This is a genomic window from Peptostreptococcus anaerobius VPI 4330 = DSM 2949, from assembly GCF_000381525.1.
Taxonomy (GTDB): domain Bacteria; phylum Bacillota; class Clostridia; order Peptostreptococcales; family Peptostreptococcaceae; genus Peptostreptococcus; species Peptostreptococcus anaerobius.
Window position 1 is genome coordinate 42895 of record NZ_KB906605.1, and the last position, 26159, is coordinate 69053.

27 protein-coding genes and 1 pseudogene are annotated in these 26159 nt (G+C 36.0%); 4 read left to right on the forward strand and 24 right to left on the reverse strand.

The window, feature by feature from the left end; all coding sequences use genetic code 11:
• Nucleotides 1-101: 101 nt before the first annotated feature.
• The 4 genes from F823_RS0100200 to F823_RS0100215 form a co-directional block, all read right to left on the reverse strand.
• A complete protein-coding gene (locus F823_RS0100200) occupies nt 102-836 on the reverse strand; it encodes a pseudouridine synthase (RefSeq protein ID WP_002846680.1) in 735 nt (244 codons plus the stop codon).
• A gap of 85 nt (nt 837-921) precedes the next feature.
• Nucleotides 922-1797, reverse strand: a complete 876-nt coding sequence (gene hslO, locus F823_RS0100205) for an Hsp33 family molecular chaperone HslO (protein WP_002843323.1) — start codon at nt 1795-1797, stop codon at nt 922-924.
• 118 nt (nt 1798-1915) lie between these two features.
• Nucleotides 1916-2680, reverse strand: coding sequence for a class I SAM-dependent DNA methyltransferase (locus F823_RS0100210; RefSeq protein WP_002843309.1), 765 nt, complete (start codon nt 2678-2680; stop codon nt 1916-1918).
• Nucleotides 2681-2980: 300 nt separating this feature from the next.
• Complete coding sequence (locus F823_RS0100215; RefSeq protein WP_002846683.1) at nt 2981-4174, reverse strand: L-serine ammonia-lyase, iron-sulfur-dependent, subunit alpha; 1194 nt, start codon at nt 4172-4174, stop codon at nt 2981-2983.
• 282 nt (nt 4175-4456) lie between these two features.
• On the opposite strand from F823_RS0100215, the pseudogene F823_RS11515 reads away from it, so the two are divergent.
• Nucleotides 4457-4750: pseudogene (locus F823_RS11515) on the forward strand (helix-turn-helix domain-containing protein); the annotation flags it as partial.
• Here the strand turns inward: F823_RS11515 and F823_RS0100225 are convergent.
• The 3 genes from F823_RS0100225 to F823_RS0100235 form a co-directional block, all read right to left on the reverse strand.
• A complete protein-coding gene (locus F823_RS0100225; protein ID WP_019595226.1) occupies nt 4730-5230 on the reverse strand; it encodes an ABC transporter ATP-binding protein in 501 nt (166 codons plus the stop codon). The pseudogene F823_RS11515 and the gene F823_RS0100225 overlap by 21 nt on opposite strands.
• Nucleotides 5231-5358: 128 nt before the next feature.
• The gene (locus F823_RS0100230) at nt 5359-5916 is read right to left on the reverse strand and encodes a hypothetical protein (RefSeq protein ID WP_002843235.1); all 558 of its coding nucleotides are present in this window, start codon (nt 5914-5916) and stop codon (nt 5359-5361) included.
• A 479-nt stretch (nt 5917-6395) separates the two neighbouring features.
• Nucleotides 6396-6614 carry a helix-turn-helix transcriptional regulator gene (locus F823_RS0100235; RefSeq protein WP_002845046.1) on the reverse strand — a complete coding sequence of 73 codons (219 nt, stop codon included), beginning with the start codon at nt 6612-6614 and terminating at the stop codon, nt 6396-6398.
• Nucleotides 6615-7239: 625 nt separating this feature from the next.
• Here F823_RS0100235 and F823_RS11520 point away from each other — a divergent pair.
• Together F823_RS11520 and dapA are read left to right on the forward strand one after the other, a co-directional pair.
• Nucleotides 7240-7440, forward strand: a complete 201-nt coding sequence (locus F823_RS11520) for a transposase (protein ID WP_080547779.1) — start codon at nt 7240-7242, stop codon at nt 7438-7440.
• A gap of 346 nt (nt 7441-7786) precedes the next feature.
• A complete protein-coding gene (gene dapA, locus F823_RS0100250; protein ID WP_002843189.1) occupies nt 7787-8671 on the forward strand; it encodes a 4-hydroxy-tetrahydrodipicolinate synthase in 885 nt (294 codons plus the stop codon).
• Nucleotides 8672-8760: 89 nt separating this feature from the next.
• On the opposite strand, the gene F823_RS0100255 is transcribed toward dapA, so the two are convergent.
• Nucleotides 8761-8979 carry a hypothetical protein gene (locus F823_RS0100255; RefSeq protein WP_002843301.1) on the reverse strand — a complete coding sequence of 73 codons (219 nt, stop codon included), beginning with the start codon at nt 8977-8979 and terminating at the stop codon, nt 8761-8763.
• A gap of 226 nt (nt 8980-9205) precedes the next feature.
• On the opposite strand from F823_RS0100255, the gene hpt reads away from it, so the two are divergent.
• Nucleotides 9206-9751 carry a hypoxanthine phosphoribosyltransferase gene (hpt, locus tag F823_RS0100260; protein ID WP_002843192.1) on the forward strand — a complete coding sequence of 182 codons (546 nt, stop codon included), beginning with the start codon at nt 9206-9208 and terminating at the stop codon, nt 9749-9751.
• A gap of 214 nt (nt 9752-9965) precedes the next feature.
• On the opposite strand, the gene yihA is transcribed toward hpt, so the two are convergent.
• From yihA to F823_RS11385, 16 genes are all read right to left on the reverse strand, one after another.
• On the reverse strand, nt 9966-10589 hold the full coding sequence (gene yihA / locus F823_RS10450) for a ribosome biogenesis GTP-binding protein YihA/YsxC (RefSeq protein WP_026333289.1): 624 nt from the start codon (nt 10587-10589) through the stop codon (nt 9966-9968).
• Nucleotides 10590-10754: 165 nt separating this feature from the next.
• Nucleotides 10755-13127, reverse strand: a complete 2373-nt coding sequence (lon, locus tag F823_RS0100275; protein WP_002845050.1) for an endopeptidase La — start codon at nt 13125-13127, stop codon at nt 10755-10757.
• 243 nt (nt 13128-13370) lie between these two features.
• On the reverse strand, nt 13371-14639 hold the full coding sequence (gene clpX / locus F823_RS0100280) for an ATP-dependent Clp protease ATP-binding subunit ClpX (RefSeq protein WP_002843242.1): 1269 nt from the start codon (nt 14637-14639) through the stop codon (nt 13371-13373).
• 24 nt (nt 14640-14663) lie between these two features.
• Nucleotides 14664-15248: an ATP-dependent Clp endopeptidase proteolytic subunit ClpP gene (gene clpP / locus F823_RS0100285; protein WP_002843239.1), complete on the reverse strand. Its 585-nt coding sequence runs from the start codon at nt 15246-15248 to the stop codon at nt 14664-14666.
• A gap of 198 nt (nt 15249-15446) precedes the next feature.
• Entirely contained in the window at nt 15447-16730 is a 1284-nt protein-coding gene (gene tig / locus F823_RS0100290; RefSeq protein WP_002845052.1) for a trigger factor, read from the reverse strand.
• A 111-nt stretch (nt 16731-16841) separates the two neighbouring features.
• Complete coding sequence (locus F823_RS0100295) at nt 16842-17318, reverse strand: metallophosphoesterase family protein (RefSeq protein WP_002845053.1); 477 nt, start codon at nt 17316-17318, stop codon at nt 16842-16844.
• 108 nt (nt 17319-17426) lie between these two features.
• Entirely contained in the window at nt 17427-18854 is a 1428-nt protein-coding gene (rph, locus tag F823_RS0100300) for a ribonuclease PH (protein WP_002845054.1), read from the reverse strand.
• A 112-nt stretch (nt 18855-18966) separates the two neighbouring features.
• A complete protein-coding gene (gene ligA / locus F823_RS0100305; protein ID WP_019595230.1) occupies nt 18967-21069 on the reverse strand; it encodes an NAD-dependent DNA ligase LigA in 2103 nt (700 codons plus the stop codon).
• Between the two features lies 1 nt (nt 21070).
• The gene (gene bcp / locus F823_RS0100310; protein WP_002845058.1) at nt 21071-21556 is read right to left on the reverse strand and encodes a thioredoxin-dependent thiol peroxidase; all 486 of its coding nucleotides are present in this window, start codon (nt 21554-21556) and stop codon (nt 21071-21073) included.
• A 147-nt stretch (nt 21557-21703) separates the two neighbouring features.
• On the reverse strand, nt 21704-21973 hold the full coding sequence (locus F823_RS0100315; RefSeq protein WP_002843178.1) for a hypothetical protein: 270 nt from the start codon (nt 21971-21973) through the stop codon (nt 21704-21706).
• Between the two features lie 15 nt (nt 21974-21988).
• Nucleotides 21989-22714, reverse strand: a complete 726-nt coding sequence (locus F823_RS0100320; RefSeq protein WP_002843289.1) for a YebC/PmpR family DNA-binding transcriptional regulator — start codon at nt 22712-22714, stop codon at nt 21989-21991.
• A 181-nt stretch (nt 22715-22895) separates the two neighbouring features.
• Nucleotides 22896-23654 carry an NAD(+) synthase gene (nadE, locus tag F823_RS0100325; RefSeq protein WP_002843231.1) on the reverse strand — a complete coding sequence of 253 codons (759 nt, stop codon included), beginning with the start codon at nt 23652-23654 and terminating at the stop codon, nt 22896-22898.
• A 120-nt stretch (nt 23655-23774) separates the two neighbouring features.
• Nucleotides 23775-24419, reverse strand: a complete 645-nt coding sequence (locus tag F823_RS0100330; RefSeq protein ID WP_002845064.1) for a YigZ family protein — start codon at nt 24417-24419, stop codon at nt 23775-23777.
• Nucleotides 24420-24655: 236 nt separating this feature from the next.
• Nucleotides 24656-25078 carry an NUDIX domain-containing protein gene (locus F823_RS0100335; RefSeq protein WP_019595231.1) on the reverse strand — a complete coding sequence of 141 codons (423 nt, stop codon included), beginning with the start codon at nt 25076-25078 and terminating at the stop codon, nt 24656-24658.
• A gap of 57 nt (nt 25079-25135) precedes the next feature.
• Nucleotides 25136-25813 (reverse strand): HEAT repeat domain-containing protein, encoded by a 678-nt coding sequence (locus tag F823_RS0100340; protein WP_002845066.1) that lies wholly within the window; start codon nt 25811-25813, stop codon nt 25136-25138.
• A 117-nt stretch (nt 25814-25930) separates the two neighbouring features.
• On the reverse strand, nt 25931-26062 hold the full coding sequence (locus F823_RS11385; protein WP_002845067.1) for a hypothetical protein: 132 nt from the start codon (nt 26060-26062) through the stop codon (nt 25931-25933).
• Between the last annotated feature and the right edge of the window lie 97 nt (nt 26063-26159).

A 26159-nucleotide genomic window follows, 5' to 3' on the forward strand; every position in this document is an offset into this window, starting at 1 on the left:
TCCTCTGCAATATAAATCTGCAACACAATTATATCCACTAGTCACCACTTTATCCGTAAATATCACTATATTGTTTTAGTTGTAGAAATATAATCTATCAACTAAATATCTCTTATTTCTAGTAATTCAACCTCTTCAGGTGTCAACTCCCTATATTCTCCTAGGTCCAGTTCTTCGTCAAGTTCCAGCCCACCCATCTGAATCCTCTGCAGATAGACAACTTCCTTGACGACAGCCTCAAACATTCTCTTTACCTGGTGGAATTTGCCCTCACTGATGGTCACATGAACCTCAGATCCAAGACTTCCATCTTCAAATTCAAATGGATTTAATACTACTAACTTAGACGGCTTAGTTGTATAGTCTTCTCCTATATATACACCCTTTTCAAATATCCTAACATCCATATCATCAACTTCTTTGTCTATAATCGCATAATACTTTTTGGGTACATGGTTTTTGGGTGATAGGACCCTATGGCTCAACTTACCGTCATTTGTTATCACTAGCAGGCCTTCAGTGTCCTTGTCTAACCTACCAACTGGAAATGGCTCAAAGGGAAGGTATTCTTCTCCTATAAGGTCTATAACCGTTGGGTCATACTTGTCAAAGGTAGCTGATACATAACCAGCCGGCTTATTTAACAACAAGTATACAAACTCCCTGTAGTTTACAAGCTCTCCATTAAATACTATCTCATCATTTTCTGGATCCACATGGACATCAGACTTCTTAGCCTCTGCTCCATTCACCCTTACAAAGCCCTGCTTGCAGTATTTTTTTATCTCTGACCTAGTTCCATAACCTAGGTTTCCCAATAATTTATCCAGTCTCATAATATCACCCCAACCTATTGATATATCAAATTAAACATATAAGTAACTCTATCATCAAATTATATACATTTACTTATACGAATGCCTACATTTCACCTAGAATTTCTCTTAGCTCTTCTTCTGTAAATTGGTACTTTGAGTTACAGAACTGACATCCTACCTCTGCGCCATGGTCTTCTTCTATAATGTCTGTCAGCTGGTCCTTGCCTATAGCCACAAATACCTTGGCTACCCTGTCCTTAGAGCAATCACATTCAAAGCCTATCTCCTTGTAGTCTAGTATCTGTGGGTCAAGTCCCTTCATGACTACTTCCATGATATCTTCAGGTGTCATTCCCTTGGATAGCATCTGTGTTACAGACTCTAGCCCGGATATATTATTTTCTAGTATTGATATAGTCTCCTCTGTTGCATCTGGCATCATCTGTACTATAAAGCCACCAGCCTGCTCAACCTCATCAGACCTAGTCAATACACCTAGGGCAACTGCTGATGGAGTCTGCTCAGACACTGTGAAATAATATGTAAAGTCCTTGGCTATCTCTCCACTGACCATCTCATACTCACCATTGTATGGCTCTCTCATACCTAGGTCCTTTATAACCTTGATTGTACCCTCATGACCAACTGCACCAGCCACATTTAGCTTGCCATTGGCGTAGTTTTCAACCTCTACTCCAGGATTTGTAACATAGCCCTTGGCCATACCATTGACATCTGAAGTCGTAAGTATAGTACCTATGGGTCCTCCACCCTTTATGATAATAGTCACCTTGTCATTTGGGTTCTTCATCATTAGACCCATCATTGAGGTAGCTGTCAAAGTCCTTCCTAGGGCCGCAGTTGCAACCTTTGTAGTATTATGAAATCCCCTTGCTGCCTCTACCATATTTCTAGAAGTTGAGAAAAATCCCCTAACTTCACCATTTTTACTAGTTACTCTTAAACAATAATCTTTCATTTTATACCTTTCCTTATATATATTATTAAAGCATTTTACATATTTCTAGATATCTTATTAAAGCATTTTACATATTTCTAGATAGCCAATTTACATATTACTTATACATATCAAAATCCTACTTCTTGGCTAGGAAAAATACTCTTTCAGATTTTTTATCCACATCTTCAAGAGAAAAATCCCCAAACATCCTTATATCTTTAAAGCCAGCTTCTTCTAAGATAGCAGCTAGCTCTTCTTCCTTGTGGGCCCTCTGTAGGTGGACCTCCTTATATCTCTCATACAGGTTGTCCTCATCATCATCTTCTGCTTGAACTTTTACAAAAAAGTCTAAGTCCATATTTAATAGCTGTGTCATATCATCATAGTAGTTTGTCCACATATATGATATGTCATCCCTAGCCTCTCCCATAAAATTGTTACCCAAAATACTGGACAACTTGTAATATGAGCTGATATCAAATATAAATATCCCCTCTTTCTTTAGGAGTTCATATACCTTGCCAAAGAGATTTTTGACGTCCTCTAGGTCGGTAATATAATTTATACCGTCACAAGCACACAAGATGCAGTCTAGATCATACAGGTCAAAATCCAATTGTGTCATGTCCTGTTGTAGGAGTACAAGAGGTATATTTTCAAGTTCAGATTTTTCCCTTGCAACATCGAGCATCTCTTCAGATATATCAAGACCTGCAATATCATATTCCTTTCTAGCTAGGGGAAGAGTTATATTTCCAGTACCACAGGCCAGTTCTAGTATATTCTTGACGTTAGCACCACTTATAGCTATTAACTTTTCTATATGTTCCACCCAAGCCTCATAGTCTACATCGTCCATAAGCTGGTCATAAATATATGCGAAATTACCGTACTGATCCATAAAAAACTCCTTTTATAATTATAAATGTATTTTAAAACATAGCTCTTTACATTATATACTAAAAAAAACTAGGATGCAATTAAATCAAGGCTTTCACATCAGGCTGAAAAAGATGGATAGAACTTGCCGCATATCAGCTTTGCTATCTTTACTAGGGCAAATAGGAGGAATAGCTGAGATTTTAATTATGTTAAATAATCTTTCTATAAAGAGCTTAATAAAAAATCTCACTCAACTAACATTTAAGGATAGAAAAGTGAGATTATATTAAAATTTATATTTTATATTACTAGCTAATAATTAACATTCAAACCACTTGGCAAGACCACCCTTAGCAGTCTCCCTGTACTTGTCCATTAGGTCAACACCTGTTTCCATCATTGTAACAGTTACCTGGTCAAATGATATAGTGTGACTACCATCAGTATTTAAGGCATACTTGGCAGCTGCTATCGCTCTTTCTGCTGCCATAGCATTTCTTTCTATACATGGTATCTGTACATATCCATATACTGGGTCACAAGTCATACCTAAGTGGTGTTCTAGACCTATCTCTGCAGCATATTCTATCTGTTCAAAGTTACCTCCAAATAGGTAGGCTGAACCTGCTGCTGCCATTGAACATGCTGTACCAACCTCTGCCTGACAACCAGCTTCTGCTCCAGATATTGAGGCATTAGTCTTAATAAGGTTACCTATAAGACCTGCAACTATTAGCCCCTCTATTATATGTTGCTTTGTATAACCGTTGTGGTCCATCAATGAGAAGAATACTCCCGGTATAACACCTGCTGCTCCACATGTTGGTGCAGTTACTATTGTACCTCCTGATGCATTTTCCTCTGATGCAGCTAGGGCATATGCATAGTCTAGGCTAGTATAGTCCTTAGTTGCAAGGTATCTCTTGTAGAATATAGATGCCCTTCTCTTTAGCTTTAACTTGCCTGGTATTAGCTCTCTGCTCTCTATTCCCTTGTCTATAGCTGACTTCATCGTGTCTGCTATGGCTTCCATATATTCTAAGAAATCATCATCCTCACGCTGTAAAACATATTCAACAAAGTTCAAATCATTTTCCTTGCAGTAGGCTATTATATCGTCTAACTTGTTATGTTCATAGTATACCTTACCCTCAACCTGTCCTCTCTTACCTTCCTCTGCAAGTGTTCCTCCACCTACTGAGAACACTGTCCAGGGATCATAAGCGTTTCCATCCTGGTCTATAGCTTCTAACATCATTCCATTTGGATGGAATTCTGGGTTTATATCCGCTCTCCAAACTATTTCAACCTCTCTTGGCTTGATAGTCTTTATTATAATGTAGTCTGTTAAATGACCTGCTCCTGTAGCTGCCAAACTTCCGTATAAAGTAGCCCTAAAGCTAACTGCCTCAGGATGCTTGTCACTGTACCTCTTAGCTGCTCTTTGTGGTCCCATAGTATGAGAACTAGATGGCCCCGAACCAATCTTGTATAACTCCTTTAATGTATCCATATTATCCCTCCTAATATTATCCTATATACTTTTAAATAATAATTAATATGCGTCTATAAAAAGCATACCGATTTCATTATATTAAAGTCCTATACAATTATACACGTTTGCTTGTATATAATCTACCCTTTAAGAAAATTATTTACCAAAAAATAAGATAAGTCTCGAAAAATATTATTGGTTGATTGTATAATCAATTTGTACAACTAAATAAAAAATGATTCATTGCGAATCCTGTGTTAAAATATAAGTCACAACACAAATACATACAGGAGGTCCACAATGAATCAACTTAATTTTAACACAAAAAAGAGAAACTTTAAACACCTAAGTGAGTATGAAAGAGGAGAAATTTATGCCATGATCAAATTAGATTGCTCAATATCTTCTATTGCTAGGCACCTAAAAAGGTCAAGAACTACTATTTACAATGAGCTTAAACGTGGCAGGGTAGAACAGATAAAAAATGGACACAAGGTCACATTATACTACCCCGATGCAGGACAAACACAGTATAAAAAAAACAGAAAAAATTCAAAAAAGAAGTTCAAGGTATTAGAATGTATAGATTTTATACACTAAAATTATAATCATAGTACTCAATATTGTTATAATTTCTTTGAAAGTATTAATATAGCTATCAATATATGTTATTATACTACTAGCACCTTGCATTTGAGCTCTAGTGATTATATCATAAGTATTTTTACTGTCATAATCTTTCATTCCTAACTCACTACTTTTTTCCAAAATCATAACCGATATCATATTATCAAATAGTAACGATATCTTAGAAATATAATATCCATATAATTTCCCAAATACTAAAGAGAAAATTTTAACAAAAATACCTACAAGAGCAAATAAAATTGCCTTTGAATCAAGATTTTGAACTTCATTTAATGTATATTTTGATATTATTAGCATAACAGTAGGAATAAACCCTTGAATTATACCTGATAAGATGATAATAACAATGGTAAACTTACTAATTTTTGATAATAAACATATACACCTAATAAACATGCTTTTGGCTATTTTTTCATTTATTTTCATAACTTTAAAACACACCACACTTTTTAACATGCAAATCGCGTGTTAATAACTAAATTGTTTTAGAATAATAACTTAATATCTATAAAGTACGATTTAAAAATTTTAAATAAACTTTAAAGTTCGCTTATTTAAGCAAATACTTCTACATAAATACATGTTCCTTTCAGCTCTGATACCTTTACCATACCACCAATCGCTAAGTTATCTTTAGAATAAACAGTTACTCTTTTTGAATTTAAATCCATAACATATTTACCATTTCCATTATTTTTTATAATTGTACCAGTTTTATTAATAAACTTATCTAACATTTTTTCCCTTGACTTTCTTCCTAGCTCTCTCGACATAATAATTATAATATCAATAACTATCAAACTTGGGATTAATCCAAATCTAAATGATGTAAGAAGTATAACTACACCAGCACCAATAAAACTATTTATAACACCAAATGTTAAAGTTTTACCAGTTACAAAAGGGTCGTTACTCTTACTTTCAAAGTAAGACACGATAACTGTAATAATACCACCTATAACACCAATATATGAAAATATTATTGCTTCAGTAGTACCTACAAAATATTCATTTATGAATAAGAAAATAAATGCAGATACGACTGTGGTGATAAAAATGGAAATAAAATCTTTCTTTCTTAAATAACTCAGCTTTTCTTCTCTGTTCTTCATTAAAATCACTCCTTATACAATATATTTATGTTTATCACTATAACATACAAATTTTTATAAACAAATAATCGACAACACAATACTCTCATCTTATTTATCCTGAATTAAAATAAAAATCTATATCACAACAAAAGTTATACTCTAAATCGATAAAATTCAGATTGTATTTATTCGTTTCCCTTAAGAGTTGGTTTTTATTAAATTCTCCACATTTTTAAATTATCCAGAAACAAAACATATATTTAAAAGATCTTTTATAATATTAATCCACCCCACTTTACCTCTTTATTTGGGTTTTAATACAGTGTCAATACTTTTTGCTGTAATTTCCTCTACCAACTTTCACCATACAACAACACATATCTACGACTTTCTTATAAAAAAATGAATATACTCTGTTCAAAATAAATCTTTAGTCATACTTTAGACTATATTATATTTTAAAACATTAAATTTTTTTCTTAATCTTTCTTATATTATCAATCTTTTATTTCACATTTAAAAAATAATTCTCCATGACAAACTCCTAATACCTCTGCTAATTTAATCGCTTTAGCAATAGATGGTATTAATACTCCTCTCTCAATATTACTAATATACTGTTGAGAAAAATCTGCCAACTTTGCCAATTCCAACTGAGTATACCCCCTTTCTTTTCTGATAACAGAAACACTATTACAAACCTGAAATTTTTCCAAAATATGTCCTCCTAAACTTTATTAAGTGTATTATAAACTTTTACTCTAAAAAATACAACCAAAAATTGTAAAATTAAAAATTGTATTTTATTATTTTCAAAGATATGTAAATTACGATGTAATAAAGCACGGTTTCAAAATTTCGAAAGTAAAGTAAAACAATGTAGGTAAATACACATTTACGTTGGTTGTAAAAAAGCAAAGGTTCTACTGTAAGCACTGCAACTCTACTTTTACAGATGAAACATCTATCACAGATAAAAGATAATACATATCAAATAATGTGAAAAAATCTATAAAATTAAATCTATGTTAAACAATATCTATGGATTTAATAGCAAAAGAACAAAATGTATCTACTTATACAATTATCAGAGTTCTTCATTCGACAGAACAGAAAAAAGAAAATACTATTTTCCTACTGTGCTTGGAATAGACGCACCCGAGGGCATTAAAAATTCAATTAGTTAGCATAGTTGATTCCTCTATGAGTGTAAATATTATGGATATAGAGTCAGGATGTATCTTTGATATACTTACTGACAGAAGTCAAAGGTACTTGTTGGAATACTTTAATTTATTTCCTTTAAAGGCTAGAAATATAGTATAATCCGTAACAACAGACATTTATACACCGTATATTTACTTGTCAAAAAAAGTATTTCCCAATGCTAAAATAGTAATTGATAAATTTCATATCGTTCAGTTGCTTACCAGTGATTTATACAAACTTATAATCAATGAAATGAAGGTCTTAGACACAAAATCAGTTGAATACAAAAGGTTAAAACACTACTGGAATATTGTACTTGCAAAGAAATGGTAATTAAATAATGTACAATTTTACAAAAACAAGTATTCTAAAAATGTAACCGACTCATTGGATATATTGGACCATATTATGAATAGTAACGATAGTTTGAAGGTATGGAAGCCCTCTTTCAAATATCAGTTTACTAGTCCTAAAATACTAGTCAAGACTAAAATGAATAGGCAAGGCCTAGTCTTGACATATATTTTAGGACTAGTACCGATATTTTTGCAAGAGTGGCAAAAAAGTGTACAAATTGATATTGCAATTTACGGGAAAATATTATTTTATACTTAATATAAATAATATTCACTAATTGTGGTATAATTACAAATATATACAGCGAAAGGAGTATTAATATATGATTTTTAAAGGATGTGCAATTAGACTTGTTACACCATTTTCTGATACGAATGAAGTAGACTTTGATAAACTAGAAAAATTATTGGACAAGCAACTAGGACTCGGTGCTGCTGCAATAATAGTAGGCGGCAACAACGGAGAGTTTTTGACTATGTCAGATGAGGAGATATCTTCTCTTATAGACTTTGTGGTTAAGAAGGTAGACAAAAAGATACCTGTACTTGCCCAGACAGGTTTTAATGATACAAGAAGGTCAATAATCCTAGGTATAAAGGCTAATCAGTCAGGTGTAGATGCCCTTATATTTGAACCACCTTACTACAATGTTGGTAACGAAAAGGGAATCTTGAGTCACTACAGGTCTCTAGCCATGACTTGTGACCTACCTTGCTACATATTTAGCGACTCTGAGCACTCAGGCTCAAACCTACCTATAGGTCTTTTGGCAAAACTAGCCGCTATAGACAATATTGTAGGAATCATAGAGACATCAAACGACATAGAGCATATAGCTAGAATGATATCTAGCCTTCCAAGCAATTTCGATATAATCTCTGCAAACGACTCAATAGCACTTGCAGCCCTAAGCCTTGGAATAAAATCCCTAGCATCTAGCTTGATTAATATCGTACCAAACCAGGTACTAGATATGTACAAGCATTTTGAATCAGGCAAGATTGAATACGCTCGTGAAATACAGATAAATAACTTTGCCCTTATAGATGCACTTAAACTTGAAGTAAACCCTATTCCAGTAAAGACTGCAATGAATATGATGGGAATCGAGGTTGGAGACTTTAGACTACCTATTGGAACAATGCACCCTGATAGGGCTGCCCAGCTAGCTACCATACTAATGGACAATAATATTAAATCATACTAAAATAAAAAAGCAGTTAGACCAAATATGTACCCTTTCACTGGTTGACCAGTAAAATATATACATATGAAGTCTAGCTGCTTTTATATTTACTATGAAAGTTTTGTTCTCTTCTTCATCCTATCAACAAATTCTTCACTAAGTTGTGAATCTAAATCAGTATTCAAGGATAATTCTAGGGCAAAAAACATATCATCTTCAAATACGTCTCCATATTTTTCTATGGCTATCTTCTGCTTCTCATTGAAAATATCCCTTGTGTTAGACTTTGACCACTTATCGCTATAAAGTTTTTTCTTCTGATTATTCATAATAAGGTGTCTCCCATTGTAAAATTTATACCACAACTATCTATTATATATTAACCTGAGAATTTTTCAAGTTATTTTTACTTTCTTGCTGGTAATATTTGACCATAATGATACTAATAATATATAATAGGTTTATTAATAAAATATGATTCTTATCTTATTACCTATATACCCCTTAAGTATCTGGGTAATCCAAGATAAATTCTCAAATAATACGGAGGAAACAATGAATATAGAAGATAGAAAATGGGAAATGATGTTTGATAGCTACATCCTATCTAAGAGAATTAAAGAGCTAGGTGACAAGATAAACCAGGACTACAAGGGAAAAAATCTACTTGTAATATCCCTACTAAAGGGTAGTTTTATCTTTTGTGCTGACCTTGTAAGGGCCATAGATTCTTATAATCTTACTGTAAATTTTATGACTACTTCAAGCTATGGTAGGTCCACTGAATCTAGCGGTAATGTTGTAGTAAAGTCTGATATATCAATCGAAGATATATCTAATTTTGATGTCCTTATAGTTGATGACATAACTGATACTGCTCATACTATGGACTTTGTAGTTAAGCATATAGCAAAAAAGAATCCGAAGTCTATTAGGACTTGTGTTCTTTTGGACAAGCCTTCTAGGCGTGAGGTTGATTTTACTGCTGACTATATAGGATTTGAGATTGAAGATAAGTTTGTTGTTGGATATGGATTTGACTTTGAAGATAGGTATAGGAATGTGCCTTATATTTTCTGTGTTACTGACGAGTTGAGATAGTTATTAGTTTGGATGGAGGCAGGAGGATAGTTGTTTTATCCTTTTTGTATGGTTTTGAATTTAGTGGATTGATAAGTTGTGCTCGCATTTCGGGGGATATTTTTCAAAATTATAGCGTTGATGGTAATTATCTTTTCCATGCTATATATGGTATGATTCTATTACTATCAACGCTATTTGTTTATATCCAGTTTTCAATATATTTCAACATATTTTAGTCTACTGTTTTTTCATATGTCACTGTATATCCATGTTGGGCATATTGGTCTACAATTTCGTCCCAAAGTGCTTTCATTCCTACATTTGATGATGAGGATGTAAGTATTATCTTGTCTTCTTTTGCCATTTCAAGTTTCTTCCTAATTATGCTTGTATGTTTCTGGTATTGACCTCTTGATATCTTGTCTGCCTTTGTAGCTACTACTACGCAGTTGTATCCAAAATGCTTGATCCATTCGTACATCATCTTGTCATCTGCTGTAGGTTCATGTCTGCAATCTACCAATAGGAATATTGCGCATAGTTCTCTTCTATCTGATAGGTACATCTCCATGATTGCACCCCATTTTTCTTTTTCCGTTTTGGCTACTTTTGCATATCCATAGCCTGGTAGGTCAACAAAGTAGAATTCTTCATTGATTAGATAGAAGTTTATTGTCCTTGTTTTTCCTGGTGTTGATGATGTCCTAGCGAAGTTCTTCCTAGATAGTAGACCATTGATTACTGATGATTTACCGACATTGGATCTTCCTGCTAGGGCTATCTCAGGTATTCCCTCTCCTGGATATTGTGATCTATTTACAGCACTCATTGTAATCTCTGCTGTCCTAATCTTCATCTTTTCTTCTTGTCTCACCTTTTCGTCTATTGTCGTAGGTTTTTTAGGTGCTACTTTTTTTTTGACAGGCTTTTTGCCCTGTGTTTCTTGCTTGTTCTGATTTCTTCTTCTGTTTTTCTTTGGTTTTGTTTCAGCCACTTTAGTATTTTCTGCCATTTTTTCACCTTACATTCTCTCTAGAAGGGCAACTTCCAATACCTCTTCCATCTTATCTACCAAGACAAATTCTATGTCATTTCTTACTGTCTCTGGTATTTTTTCTATGTCTGCTTCGCACTCTTTTGGTAGGATAATCTTTCTTATTCCCATCCTGTATGCTGCAAGGACTTTTTCTCTTACGCCACCGACTGCAAGGACTCTACCTCTTAGGGTTATCTCTCCTGTCATGGCTATATTTCCTGGTACTGGCCTATTTGTAAGTGCTGATATTGTTGCCAGTGTCATGGTAATTCCTGCTGATGGCCCGTCTTTTGGTGTTGCTCCTTCTGGTATATGTATGTGTATGTCCTTGTTCTTATAGAATTCTGGCTCTATATCCAACTTATCCGCTATTGACCTGATATATGAAATACCTGTCCTAGCTGATTCTTTCATGACGTCTCCCATCATTCCTGTTAGGACTATCTGGCCCTTGCCTGGTAGGACGCTTACTTCTATCTCTAGTGTAACGCCGCCTACTGCTGTCCATGCTAGTCCGTTTACTAGGCCTACCTGTGGGTTCATATCCAGTGGTTCTTGTCTATATTTTTCCTTGCCTAGGTATTTTACTACAAGTTCTTTTGTCATTGTAACTGGCTTTAGCTTTGGATTTTCGACCATTTCCTTGACTACTTTTCTGCAAAGTTTGCCGATTGTCCTCTCTAGCTGTCTTACTCCAGCTTCTCTTGTATACCTATTGATTACATACTTGATTACTTCATCATCCATCTTTATGAAGTCTTTGTTCAAGCCATTTTCTTTAAGCTGCTTTTTAAGGACAAAGTTCTTGACTATCTCTAGTTTTTCTTCTTCTAGGTAGCCTTCTATATCTATTACTTCCATCCTGTCATACAGCGGTCTAGGTATATTTCTTAAATCGTTGGCTGTTGTTATAAATAGGACCTTTGATAGGTCAAACGGCAGCTCTAGGTAGTGGTCTACAAAGTACTTGTTCTGTTCTGGGTCCAATACTTCTAGCATTGCTGATGTAGGGTCTCCCTTAAAGTCGCTTGCCATCTTGTCTATCTCATCTAGTAGTATAACTGGATTTTTTGACTTGGCTTCTTTCATGGCATTGATTATTCTGCCAGGAATAGCTCCTATATATGTTCTTCTATGTCCTCTTATCTCTGCCTCGTCTCTTACTCCACCTAGGGATATCCTAACAAAGTGTCTTCCAAGTGATCTTGCAACTGACTTTGCTATTGATGTCTTACCAACCCCTGGAGGTCCTGCAAGACATATGATAGGTCCCTTTAGGTTTTTGGATAGCTTTCTCACTGCTAGGTATTCTAGAATCCTATCCTTGACATCATCTAGGCCATAGTGGTCTTCGTTAAGGATCTTCTCTGATTTTTTGATATCAAATCTGTTTCTTGATTCCTTGTTCCAAGGAAGTGAGAATATAGTATCCAAGTAGTTCTTTGACACATTATAATCTGGTGAACCAACTGGTGTCCTCTCAAATTTTTCGATCTCTTTTTCAATCTTTTCAAATGTTTCTGCGTCTATCTTTAGTTCATTTAGCTTGGCCCTATAGCCGCTATCTTCTCCCTCGTCTGGTATTTCTCCAAGTTCTTTCTGGATAGCCTTCATCTGTTCTCTTAGATAGTAGTCCTTCTGGATCTTGTTCATCTGCTTTCTTACATCTTGATTTATCTTCTTGTCTATCTTGATCACTTCTAGCTCTCTTTGTAGATAGTCGTAAATCATCTTCATTCTTTCTTCTACATCAAGTGTAACAAGGATTTTTTGTCTATCTGAGAACTTCAAGAATAGGCTTGATGCTATTATATCTATCAGCATTGAATATCCCTCTGCATCTGCTAGGTCCATAGATGCATCTGATGTCATCTCTACTGCTATAGATATATAGTTTTCAAATCCCTTCATCAGACGTCTAGAGTATGCCTCTAGGGTATTCTTCTCTTCGTCTGTAAATTGGTCTTCATCAAACTCTATAGGCGTAATCTGACCCATCCATGCATTGTTTTCGTCTATCCACATCTTTTCAAGTTTAGCTCTTCCAAGACCTTCAACCAAGACCCTAATAGATGTCTCAGATGTTCTGATCACCTGCTTTACGCTACAGATAGTACCTATAGTGTATATGTCATCTATGTCTGGCTCCTCAACTAGTGAATCAAACTGGCTGGCTAGGAATATTTTCTCCCCATTTATCATGCTCAGTTCGAAGCTCTCTATAGAGTTTAATCTACCTATATCAAATGACTGCAATATACATGGAGAAATTGATATTCCCCTTAGTGGTATCATAGGCATTTCTATAGTATCTTTGTATATTATTACATTATTATCTTTTACTTCATTGTTTTCCATAATACTCTCCTTTCAACATAAATCCCCTAAGACTTTAAATCAAATTGATTTAATAGCACCATCGGGCAAATACGTATATATTATTATATATGTAAGTATACCTATTTTCAACTGATTTGTAACATTTAATAGTGCTTATTCAATAATTTTCGCAAATTTTTGTTCCTTATTGTACTTTTACTGCAAAAATATGCTTCTTAACTAAAAAAAGGAACCCAATTTCAAAATTGGATTCCAAAATTACTAACTTATAGGGCTATCGTTTATTACTTCTCTTACATCTTTGAATACTATCTCTGGTTTTGCATTTTCTTCTATGCAGTCTCTTTTTATTATTACTTTTTCAACATTCTCTAATGATGGAACTTCATACATCACATCCATCAAGGCATGTTCAATAATACTTCTAAGACCTCTTGCACCAGTTTTTCTCTCGATAGCCTTTTGAGCAACTGCTCTTAGGGCATCTTCTTCAAACTCAAGCTTTGCATCATCATACTCGAACAACTTCGCATACTGCTTTGTAAGAGCATTCTTTGGTTCTGTAAGTATCTTGACTAGGGATTCTTCATCTAGTAGGTCAAGAGTCGCTAGCACTGGAACTCTACCTATAAACTCCGGTATCAAACCGAATTTTAGTAGGTCATCAGGTACTACCTGTGAATATAGCTTACCTATATCCATGTCGTTCTTAGATTCTATTTTGGCACCAAATCCTAGAGACTTTTCCTTACCACGCTTTTGTACTATCTTCTCTATACCATCAAAGGCACCACCTAAGATAAATAGTATGTTAGTAGTATCAACCTTCAAAAATTCTTGGTGAGGATGCTTTCTTCCGCCTGATGGTGGAACATTGGCAACCGTACCTTCAAGAATCTTTAGTAGGGCCTGCTGTACACCTTCACCACTTACATCTCTAGTGATTGATGGATTTTCAGACTTTCTAGATATCTTATCTATCTCGTCTATGTATATAATACCCTTCTGGGCTCTTTCAACATCAAAATCAGCTGCCTGAACCAACTTTAGAATGATATTCTCAACATCTTCTCCTACATATCCTGCCTCAGTAAGTGAAGTTGCATCAGCTATTGCAAATGGAACATTCAAAATCTTGGCTAGGGTCTGGGCAAGCAAGGTCTTACCTGATCCTGTAGGTCCTAATAGGAGGATGTTTGACTTTTGTACTTCAACATCACCTGTAGTATTCTCTGAATATATTCTCTTGTAATGGTTGTAAACAGCTACTGATAGGGCTTTTTTGGCCCCACTTTGACCTATTACATAATCATTTAAGATTTCCATCATCTCTTTTGGCTTTGGAAGATTCATCTCGCCATTTTCCTGGGCTGCATTTGCCAGCATCTCTTCCTCTATTATCTCACTACACAATCCAACACATTCATCACAGATATATACACCAGGACCTGCTATTATCCTCTTGACCTGGTCTTGTGTCTTACCACAAAATGAACATCTGAATTGTTTTTCATTATCTTTATTAGGCACTTAATCACCTCTTTCTATCTCTTCTTATACTCTTCCTGCTATTACTTCGTCTATTAAACCAAAGTCCCTTGCTTCATCAGCAGTCATAAAGTTGTCACGTTCTGTATTGGCCTTTACTGTTTCAAGGTCTTGACCAGTTCTCTCTGCCAATATCTTGTTCAACTTTTCTTTTATACTCAATAGGTACTTAGTGTGTATTTCTATATCTGTAGCCTGACCCCTTGTTCCGCCTAGTGGCTGGTGGATCATAACTGTGCTGTTTGGGAGGGCATATCTCTTACCCTTGGCACCTGCAGCTAGTAAAAATGCACCCATAGATGCAGCCATACCTACACAGATAGTGCTGACATCAGCCTTTATATACTGCATTGTGTCATAGATAGCCATACCAGCTGTTACACTACCACCTGGTGAGTTGATATATAAATGTATATCCTTGTCTGGGTCATCTGCCTCTAAAAACAGCATCTGCGCAACTACAAGGCTAGCTGTTTGGTCATTGACTTCATCGCCCAAAAATATTATTCTATCCTTTAATAGCCTTGAGTAAATATCATAAGATCTTTCACCCCTGCCATCTTGTTCTACGACGTATGGTACTAATGCCATATTATCTCCTCCAAATCTCTTTTTTCTAATAAAGACCACATAATATGATGTGGTCTTTAAAACTAACATACTACTTTATATTATATCATATACCTAAAATTTTCCTATACTAATTTGTTTTTCGCAGCAAATTAGCATAAAGTAACAAATATAATCATAAAGCATGTTATCAATATTCTAGTTTAAGCCTAGTTAAAATTACTTAACTACAGCAGCATCTAATATAAGATCTACAGTCTTTTCTGATCTTATTCTGTTAGATATATTTTCTATATCTTCTGGCTGAAGACTCTTCTTTACCTTTTCTATGTCTATCTGGTACATAGCAGCAAACTTTTCAAGGTCTTTGTCTAGGTCTTCCTGACTTACTTCAACATTTTCAAGTTCAGCTATTTCTTCTACAACTAGAGTACTCTTTACAATGTTTAGGGCATCTTCTCTTCTAGCTTCTCTGATTTCTTCCATAGACTGACCTGATAATTCAGCGAACTGTTCTATTGACCAACCCTGGTAGCTTAACTGCATATTAAGGTCATTTAACATTCTGTCCATCTGAGCTTCTACCATTGAGTTTGGTATTTCTACTTCAACGCCTTCAGCAACCTTGGCAACAGCAGCATCTCTCATCTGTCTCTTAGCTTCTTCTTCTGCATCCTTTTCTAGCTTAGCCTTAACGTCAGCCTTTAATTCAGCTAGTGATTCAAATTCAGTTGTATCCTGAGCGAATTCATCATTTAGTTCTGGTAATTCCTTTACCTTTACTTCATGAAGCTTAACTTCGAATACTACTGGCTTACCAGCTAGTTCTTCTGCTGGGTATTCTTCTGGGAATGTTACGTTTACTTCGAATTCTTCTCCAGCCTTCTTACCTATTATCTGTTCTTCAAATCCTGGTATAAATGTACCTGAACCTATTTCTAGTGAGTAAGCTTCAGCAGTTCCACCTTCAAATGCTTCACCGTTTAGAAGACCCTTGAAGTCTATTACTGCAGTGTTTCCATTTTCTACTGGAGCATCTACAGTTACAACTCTAGCATGGCTCTGTAACATTGAGTTTAGTTCAGCATCTATTCTTTCTTCTTCAACTTCTGCTGATACCTTTTCTATTTCAACACCCTTGTAGTTCTTTACTTCAACTTCTGGTCTAACATCAGCTGTAGCAACAAGTACTAAAGATCCGTCTTCATTTGCTTCCTTGATGTCTAGCTCTGGCTGGCTAACAACCTTTAGGCCTAGTTCATCTACTGCTACTGGATATATTTCTGGTAGTAATATATCTAGAGCATCATTGAAGAATATTCCCTTTCCATAGTTCATTTCGATTATTCTTCTTGGAGCCTTTCCTTTTCTAAATCCATCTATCTTATATCTAGATCTAGTCTTCTTGTATGCCTTTTCTACAGCTGCATCAAATTCCTTTGCATCAACTGCCATCTCGAAGCTTACAGAATTTCCTTCTTTTTTGATTAGTTCTGCTTTCATTTCAATCCTCCTGATTTATTTTAATTTTTCATTATCTTTTATATTTTTTAACACAATTCGACTTCTTAATTATACTATAAAAGTACTTAAATTGCACCTATTTTATGAAATTTATATGTAAAAATAATTATATTGATAGCTTCCATTATCTACGTCCATGACAACATATGATCCTCTGCTTCCATCTCTTGGTTGGGAAAGACTGCCTGGGTTTAATATTAGTAAACCACCCATATATGTATCGTCCTTTATGTGGGTGTGACCATATACTACTATATTGGCGCCTATCTCCTGCCCCTTACTAGCGAGTATCTCCGGCCCATACTTTACACTATACCTGTGTCCATGGGTCAAGAAAAACTTGAGCCCTTCAAGCTCAAACTCTATCTCCCTGTCAGTATTTTCAAAGTCGCAGTTGCCTATGACTCCTATAACTGGCTTTTTGGATTTTTCCTTGAGATATACAGAATCTCTAAAATTGTCGCCTGCATGGACTATTATATCTATTTTCTCTTCCTCTATTATAGGAAGTAGCTTGTTTAGCCTATCTATTGAATGGTGGCTATCCGATAGTATCAATAATTTCATTCCAACTCCTATTTCAATACACTTAAAATTCTAGAACTTGATTTCATATAGTTATTTCTTTTATTTAATATATTTAGTCTATACTATTCTCCATTCTAGAACTTTTATCTATATAGTTCTCTCTGCTAGAACCTTTATTAGTTTGTCCTTCATAATCTCCAAGGCACGTGACCTGTGACTAAATGAATTCTTGATCTCTGGTGACAAGACTCCAAATGTCTCATCATAGCCTTCAGGTATAAACATAGAGTCATATCCAAAACCATTCTCTCCACTGGTCTTAATAGCTATCTTGCCCTCTACCTTACCCCTTGCAAGGATTTCTTTTCCATCTGGGAACACAAGGGCTATCACACATACAAACCTTGCTGTACGCTTATCCATAGGTACACCTTCAAGTTCCTCAAACATCTTGTTCCTGTTGTCTTCATCTGTAGCATTTTCCCCTGCATACCTAGCCGAATATATACCAGGTCTTTTGTCAAGAGCGTCTACCTCTATACCAGAGTCATCACCTATAGCTATCATTCCTGTTTTTTGTGCTATTGTTCTAGCCTTTATAAGGGCATTGTGCTCAAAAGTCCTTCCATTTTCTATTATTTCAAGACCTTCTAGGTCTACATCCTTCATAGATAATATCTTAAAATCAAGGTCTGATAACATAGTCTGGATTTCTTCTAGCTTGTGCATATTTCCAGTAGCTATAACAGCCTCTCTCTTGTATTCACAACCTATAATTGCATCTGCAACCTCACCCAAGGCCTGTCTTTGAAGTCTCATAAGATCCCTATTTCCTTTTTCAGCAAGTTCTAGTATCCTGCTCAACTCTTCTCTAGTAAAGGGTCTTTCTTCACCAGTCCCCTGGATTTCGATAAATTCACCCCTGTTATTCATGACAACATTCGTATCTACCATAGCCTTAGAGTCTTCCTCATAACATATATCAAGCCTTACCTCATCATCAATTATACCTATACTTATTGCTGCCAATAGGTTCTTTACAGGCATCTTCTTGATCTGACCAGACTTATACAGCTTGTATAGGGCATCTGCTAGGGCTACATAGGCACCTGTAATTGAAGCTGTCCTAGTACCTCCATCTGCCTGTATAACATCACAGTCTATCCATATAGTCCTCTCACCTAGGGCTTCCATGTCTACAACAGACCTGATAGACCTTCCTATCAACCTCTGTATTTCCTGACTTCTGCCATCCACCTTGCCCTTGGATGAATCTCTTTTCTTTCTAGATTCTGTAGCACTAGGCAGCATAGAGTACTCTGCTGTAATCCATCCTGACCCAGCCCCCTTCATAAAATGAGGCACTCCTTCTTCTATAGATGCTGTACAAATAACCTTGGTATTTCCAACTTCTATCAGTACTGAACCAGCAGAATACTTTGTATAATTCCTAGTTATCTTTACATCTCTTATTTGATCAAGCGACCTGCCATCAGGTCTAGAACTTGTATTTTCTTCCTTGTAACCACAGGCAACTTCACTTTTCTTGCCTAATGGGTTCTCTATAATTGCCATCAAACCACCTCACTTGTACTTATACAATTAGCTAAAACATCACTGTTCGTCATTTATTTATAGTTTTTGTCATTTATTTATAGTTTTTGTCATTTATTTATAGTTTTGTCATTTATTCATTAGCTAGGCTGTTTATTACATCTTCCTTTGAATCAAGGTCCAAGATTGAAACAAATCTCGCTTCATCTATAACCTTGACACCTAAGGATATAGCCTTATCAAGCTTTGATCCAGCCTCTTCACCTGCTAGGACAAAATCAGTTGATTTACTTACACTTGATGTCGCCCTGCCTCCAAGGTCTTCGATAATCTTCTTGGCATCATTTCTCTTCATAGTTGGAAGAGTACCTGTAAGGACTATCTTCATACCTTCAAACAGCATAGGTCTATCCGTTTTTTCCTCTTTTATATTTTCAAAATTCAGACCAGCTCTTCTAAGCTTTTCTATTGTGTCCTTGTTCTTGTCTTCTTCAAAGAACTTCTCAACACTGTCTGACATTATAGTACCAAACTCGTCTATCTTGATCAAGTCATCTGATGACGCTGCCATTATCTCGTCAAGGTTATTATATGCCTTGGCAAGTAATTTTGCTCCCTTTAGTCCAACAAACTTGATACCTAGACCGTTTATCAGCCTCCAAAGTTCGTTTGTCTTTGATTTTTCAATTGATGCCATAAGGTTTGCTACCGACTTCTTACCCATTCTTTCAAGCTGTTCCAAATCGTTTGGGTCCAGATAGTATAGGTCTGCTATATCCTTGATCAATTCCTTATCTAATAGGAGCTTGACAATGGATTCTCCCATGCCCTCTATGTCCATGGCGTCCCTAGATACAAAATGGATTATACCACGCCTGATCTGGGCTGGACAAGATATATTGATACACTTGACCGCAGCTTCACCCTCTAGCCTTACTGTCTCTTCTCCACACACAGGACAGTGCTTAGGCATTTCAAAGACAATTTCAGAACCGTCTCTCTCATCAAAGTCTACCTCTAATACCTGGGGGATTATCTCTCCCGCCTTTTGAACCAATACTGTGTCACCTATCCTGATATCTCTTTCCTTGATATAGTCTTCATTGTGAAGAGAGGCCCTAGACACACTGGTACCTGCTAGTCTAACTGGCTCTAATACTGCTGTAGGAGTAAGAGTCCCTGTCCTACCAACCTCGATTTCTATATCTAGTAACTTGGTCTTTTTCTTCTCTGCTGGGAACTTGTAGGCAGTTGCCCACCTAGGACTCTTAGCAGTAAAACCTAGAACCTCTCTTTGGTCTAGAGAGTCTACCTTTATAACCATTCCATCTATATCATAGTCAAGTTGACCCCTCTTGTCTGTCCAATATTCTATATGGTCTATCACCTCGTCTATATTGCTACATAGTTTATAGCCTTTATTTATCTTTAGACCTAGTGATTCCATATATTCAAATGATTCGCTGTGCTTTTTTATACCTAGTTCATCCATATTCTCAAGGTTGAATATAAATATATCCAGCGGTCTTTTGGCAGCAAGTCTAGAATCGAGCTGTCTTAGGGATCCCGCCGCAAGATTTCTAGGGTTTGCATAGACTGGCAGGTCGTGGTCGATCTGGTAGGCATTTACCGCCTCAAAATCAGCCTTAGATATGTATACCTCACCTCTTGCAATCAACTTCCTGTCTTCATCTATTTTTATAGGTATCGTCTTTATAGTCTTTATGTTGTCTGTTACATTTTCACCTATAAAGCCATCACCACGTGTAGCCCCTATTTGAAGTACACCTTGGTCATATGTAAGCCCTACAGATAGGCCGTCTATCTTAAACTCAACCACGTAGTTCACATCACCACTTACAGATGACCTGACCCTCCTATCAAAGTCCCTAATCTCCTCCTCAGAAAATACATTGCCTAGGCTGAGCATGGGTCTTTGGTGCCTATACTGGTCAAATTTTTCAAGGGCCCTACCACCAACCCTGACACTAGGTGAATCTGGTGCCTTTAGGTCTGGATACTTGTCCTCCAAACCTATCAGACACCTCATCATCCTATCATATTGGTAGTCACTTATTTCAGGATTGTCCTTGTTATAGTAACTATCACTGTGGTAGTTAAGGGTATAGGTAAGGTCTCCAACAAGGTCTCTTGCCCCATCAATATCCAAACTACCTATGTCTATATCTTCTATCTCTTCAAAACTTATAAGTTTAAGCTCTTCTCTATTCGTCATACTAGTCTCTCAAAAAATCTCCCTTTAATATATCATCTGCATTAGTTGCAGCCTTCATTCTCTTGCCGTCTACAATATCTACTATTATACCTTCTTCGTCTATTAGGAAGGTAGTCCTGCTGATTCCAAATCCTATCTTGCCGTATAGTTTTTTCTCAGTCCATACACCATAAGCCTCTATAACCTCTCTTTCTGGATCTGAAAGCAGTGTAAATGGAAGGTCATGCTTGGCAGTGAAGTTTGTATGAGCCTTCTGACCGTCCCTACTGATTCCTATGACCTCTGCACCCTTTTCCTGAATCTGTGGGTAATTATCCCTAAAGTTACAAGCCTGCTTAGTGCATCCCGGTGTATTGTCCTTAGGATAAAAATAAAGTATTACCTTCTTGCCCCTGTAGTCTGACAGGGATACCTTATTGCCATCCTTATCCTCTAGTGTAAAATCTATCGCCTTGTCTCCTATGTTTAACTTTCTTTCCTTAGTCATAATCAATACCTCTCTTTCATTTCATCTCAATATCTATATTATACCCCATATATCAAGTCCTTTAATAGGTAAATAAGGAAAAATCAATATTGTTTGCAAAATAAAAAACTATGCAGAAATTAATCATACATAGTTTCTATCTTCGTATTATTTTTCTTCTGAAGAGTCTTCAGATTTTTCATAGAATTCTTCATAAAGGGCCTCACACATATCAACCGGTCCAGCTCCATCTAGTAGAGGTGCCTGGTATGTCTTTATGTATAGGACCACTGGGTCACTGTACTTGTAGACATCTATCTCCACATGAGTATCAGCATCTTCTTCAACCAACCTATAGTTGAATACAAATGTCCCTATCCTATAGCCCTTCATATTATAGTCGAATACTTCAAATTCATTGCCTATATTTTCCAACATATTATTCTCCATCAATTATTCAACGTCAGGCATTTCCCAGTTGTGGTGAACCTTCTGAACATCATCATCGTCTTCAAGTATATCAAGAAGTTTCTCAAGTGACTTAACCTGTCCCTCGTCATCTACTACACTTGTAGTCTGAGGCAATAGCTTAACATCAGCTGCTACAAACTCATATCCCTTTTCTTCTAGTCCATCTCTAACAGCATTGAAGTCTTCTGGTGATGTAATGATTTCAAATCCATCTTCATCTGGTATAAAGTCTTCAGCACCTAACTCTAATGCTTCTTCCATCAACTGTTCTTCTTCAGCATTTTCGTTTGATATAAATATCTGTCCCTTTCTATCAAACATGAAAGATACGCAACCTGGAGTACCTAGGTTACCATTGTTCTTGTCGAAGTAGTATCTTACATTACCTGCTGTTCTGTTCTTGTTGTCAGTAAGTGTTTCAACTATTATTGCTACACCACCTGCACCATATCCCTCATAAGTGATAGATTCATAGTTTTCACCATCTCCACCACCTACACCTTTTTTGATAGCTCTATCTATATTATCATTTGGCATATTGTCAGACTTAGCCTTTACAATAGCCGCCTTTAGTGATGCATTGTATTCTGGATCTCCGCCGCCTTCTCTAGCTGCAACTGCAATAGCCCTTGCATGCTTTGTAAATACGTTTGATCTAGCTGCATCCTGCTTATTCTTTCTTCCTTCAATATTATGAATACGACCCATAAAATTTCTCCTTACCTTCAAAATTTATTTATTTGAAATTATTTAATCAATATACTACAAGATATTATTTTACCATACTATAGCTTATAAGTAAATAATTTGCGACTCTGGTTAAACAGTTTATTTCATTAATCTAAGTTATTGTTTAAATTCAACCAATAACTACTACACTAATTCACTATTAGTCCCACTTAGGTGGTCTTGGCACTGGCACCCTCTTGTGTTCGCTGACCCTATGTAGCCTATCGATGATAGCAAGGTCTTTTTCAGGTACCTGGTCCCTCTTGCCCTCAATCACCATATCTATATACTTGTAAGTTGTTCCCATCTCGTTTTCATCAGTCTGTCCATCCCATAGACCTGCTGATGGAGCCTTGCTGATTAGGTCATCATGGATTCCTAGCTCCTTAGCCCATTCATATACTTCAGCCTTTGTAAGGTTGGCAAGTGGTAAAAAGTCTACACCACCATCACCATACTTTGTAAAGTATCCTGTCAATAATTCAGCAGCATTGTCTGTACCAGCTACCAAGTAGCCCATGTTGTTGGCTATTGTATATATAGTAGACATCCTGATTCTAGCCCTTAGGTTGGCATCTGACATCTTCCTAGTCTCTGGTCTATATAGGCCTTTTTCATCTAACTTGTCCTTGACCATCTCAAGTATCATCCCCTGAGGTTCATCAAGAACTAGCTCAAGGTATTCTATACCACATCCGTCTATAACCTTCATAGCATCCACCCTGTCCTGAGGATTAGACTTGATATTTAGTATTACACCCATAGAATCATTAGGGAATGCCTTTTTGATCAAGTAGGCTACAACAGCAGAGTCTATACCACCTGATATACCTACTATTACACCCTTACAGTGGGCTTGTTCAACCCTTTCTCTTATCCACTGAATTGTCTTGTTTATCTGTTCACTTCTAGTTGACATAACTACAGCTCCTTTTAAAATTTTTATTTATCTTATTTACAACATTGCTATCATCTTAATATACTACATTATCTATATCTTATTTACAGCATTGTCTCTCATCTTATTTTGTTTAAATGCCTACTTTAATATCTTGCCATCGACAACTGAAAAATACATCTCTTCTCCATCAATAATATCAGCCTGACCTGAGGAAATTTCGGTTGCAAGGTTTTTCAAATCATCTATCCTATCAAATTCGCAATTTACCACTATAGTAACATTGTCTGTATACAAAATATCCTCTAACTGGTATTCATTGCCAGCAAGTTCATTTTGCAGCTTGCCTAGCAGTGTATAATCACAAGCTATGGATATCCTCCTAAATAACTTCTTTTCCACAATCTTAGCTGCTTCAAGACCTATCTTTGCACCCTTGGTATAGGCACGAACTAGACCACCTGCCCCAAGTTTCACTCCACCAAAATACCTAGTGACAACTACTACAACATCTCTTAGGTCTTCTTTTTTTATGAGTTCAAGTGTAGGTATACCAGCTGTTCCCTGTGGCTCCCCATCATCGCTATATCTTTGTATATTCATAGATTGACCTATAGTATAGGCCCATACATTGTGGGTAGCATCCTTGTACTTGGCCTTCATCTCGTCTATAAATGCCCTCGCCTCTTCTTCGCTAGTCACTGGCTTGGCATGACCTATAAAGACAGATTTTTCCACAATATACTCATCTTTTCCATATTCATGTAAGGTTTTGTAGGTTTGCATCTTACATCTCCTTTCAAATCGCTATTAATATTATAGCATAAAAAACGTTGATGGCATATGACTTCCTAGTTTTAATAACTAGGACCACCAGATACCATCAACGTCACATAATGAAGAAAATAAGAAAATTATATTGAAGTTACTCGTAATTTACTATTCTTTCATAAAGTATTTATTTTTAACTAAGCCTCAGACCTACTCAAAAAGTAAGCCCTACTAACCTACTATATTACCTATTAATTAGTGTCGTTTTTCTTATAGTTCTTATATTTCTTATAAGAAACATCTACAAGAGATTTTTCCTTGCTGTGAGTCAACATTTCAAGGGCCTCAGACACCTTATAAAATCCACCACGAAGAAATTCTTTTGATATATCTAGTTCAACGCTTTCAGCTTCCATAACATACCACATAATAGCATTACAAACACGTTGATTTCTACTTCTTGAGAAAAACTCGTATATAGTGTCTCCAGCTATATCTAGAATTCTGGCATCAACACCTGTTTCAAGCTTAACTCTCTGAATAGCACTTTCATGAGGTAGTCCATCACCGACTATTTTTCCCTTAGGTAGGGTCCATTCACCTCTGTCATTTTCTACCAATAATACCTTGTTTGCATAAAATACAACACCACCAGAACAACGTCTCACTATCATTTTGAATCCCTCCAATTATTTAGTAATATTACCTACTACGCACCTACGTAGCGCCGACTAGACTGAGTACTTGATATGTAAGGCATCTAGAGATTCTCTTGCAGCCCTCAGTACATAGTCCTTCTCAAAGTCAGCCTTGAGTTTTATAAGATTTTCAAGAATCTTTATGCTGTCCTTGGTACCCAAGTTGGCAAGAGATTTGGCACAGTACTGTCTGACCTGTGGATTGGTATCTGAAAGTCCCATCTCCATAATATTTGAACTTGAAGTACTGCCTATCTTTCCAATAGCTGAATATGCTATTCTCCTGATATTGGCGTGCTTTTTCTCAGTTATGGGATATAGGATATCCAAAAACCTAGCATCTCTAAATTCACCTGCTGCCCAAACCAAGACCATCAAATCATCAACATTGTCTAACCTTAGTATACCCCTATAGACCTTCCTCTTAAAATCGTTTATGTCTGAGTTCTTAAGCTTGGACATAAAGTCGAGCCTCTCATCCTTAGACAATGATAGAAAATAATCTATGATATCCTTTTCTTCTTGTCCCTGAACAAGACTTTTCTTGGTCTTTCTTATGATATCTTTGGCTGTTATAAGGTCATTATTGACCTCTTCTACTGACTTGTTTCTGACCCTGGCAATTTGTTCAACATTAAGAGATTCTCTATAAAGGAGATATGTTATATAGTAATCCTCAAGGTTGTCGACATTTTCCCATCCTATTACCATCTATCCTCCCCCTATCTCAGTCTTATTAATATTATATTCTCTATAAAAATTGAAATTCCTTTAAGTTTTCGCAATTTTTTTATAAATATCATAAAATACTTATTTTTCACCGAAAACCTAATCCCAGTCTGTAAACGTTATGCCTAACAATATCAAGCATAGTCCGCAAAATATAAGCTTCATGAAGGATTTGAAGCTATCCCATGCAAGCTCTATTCCACCGCATAATATTTGTAAAAATAGTTCCATTTTATCACCACCTATACTGTAATTATATCACCATTTAGATATCTTTATCAATCGTTAAAGTGGTTTTAATATAAGTATTAATTTGCATAAAAAAAGA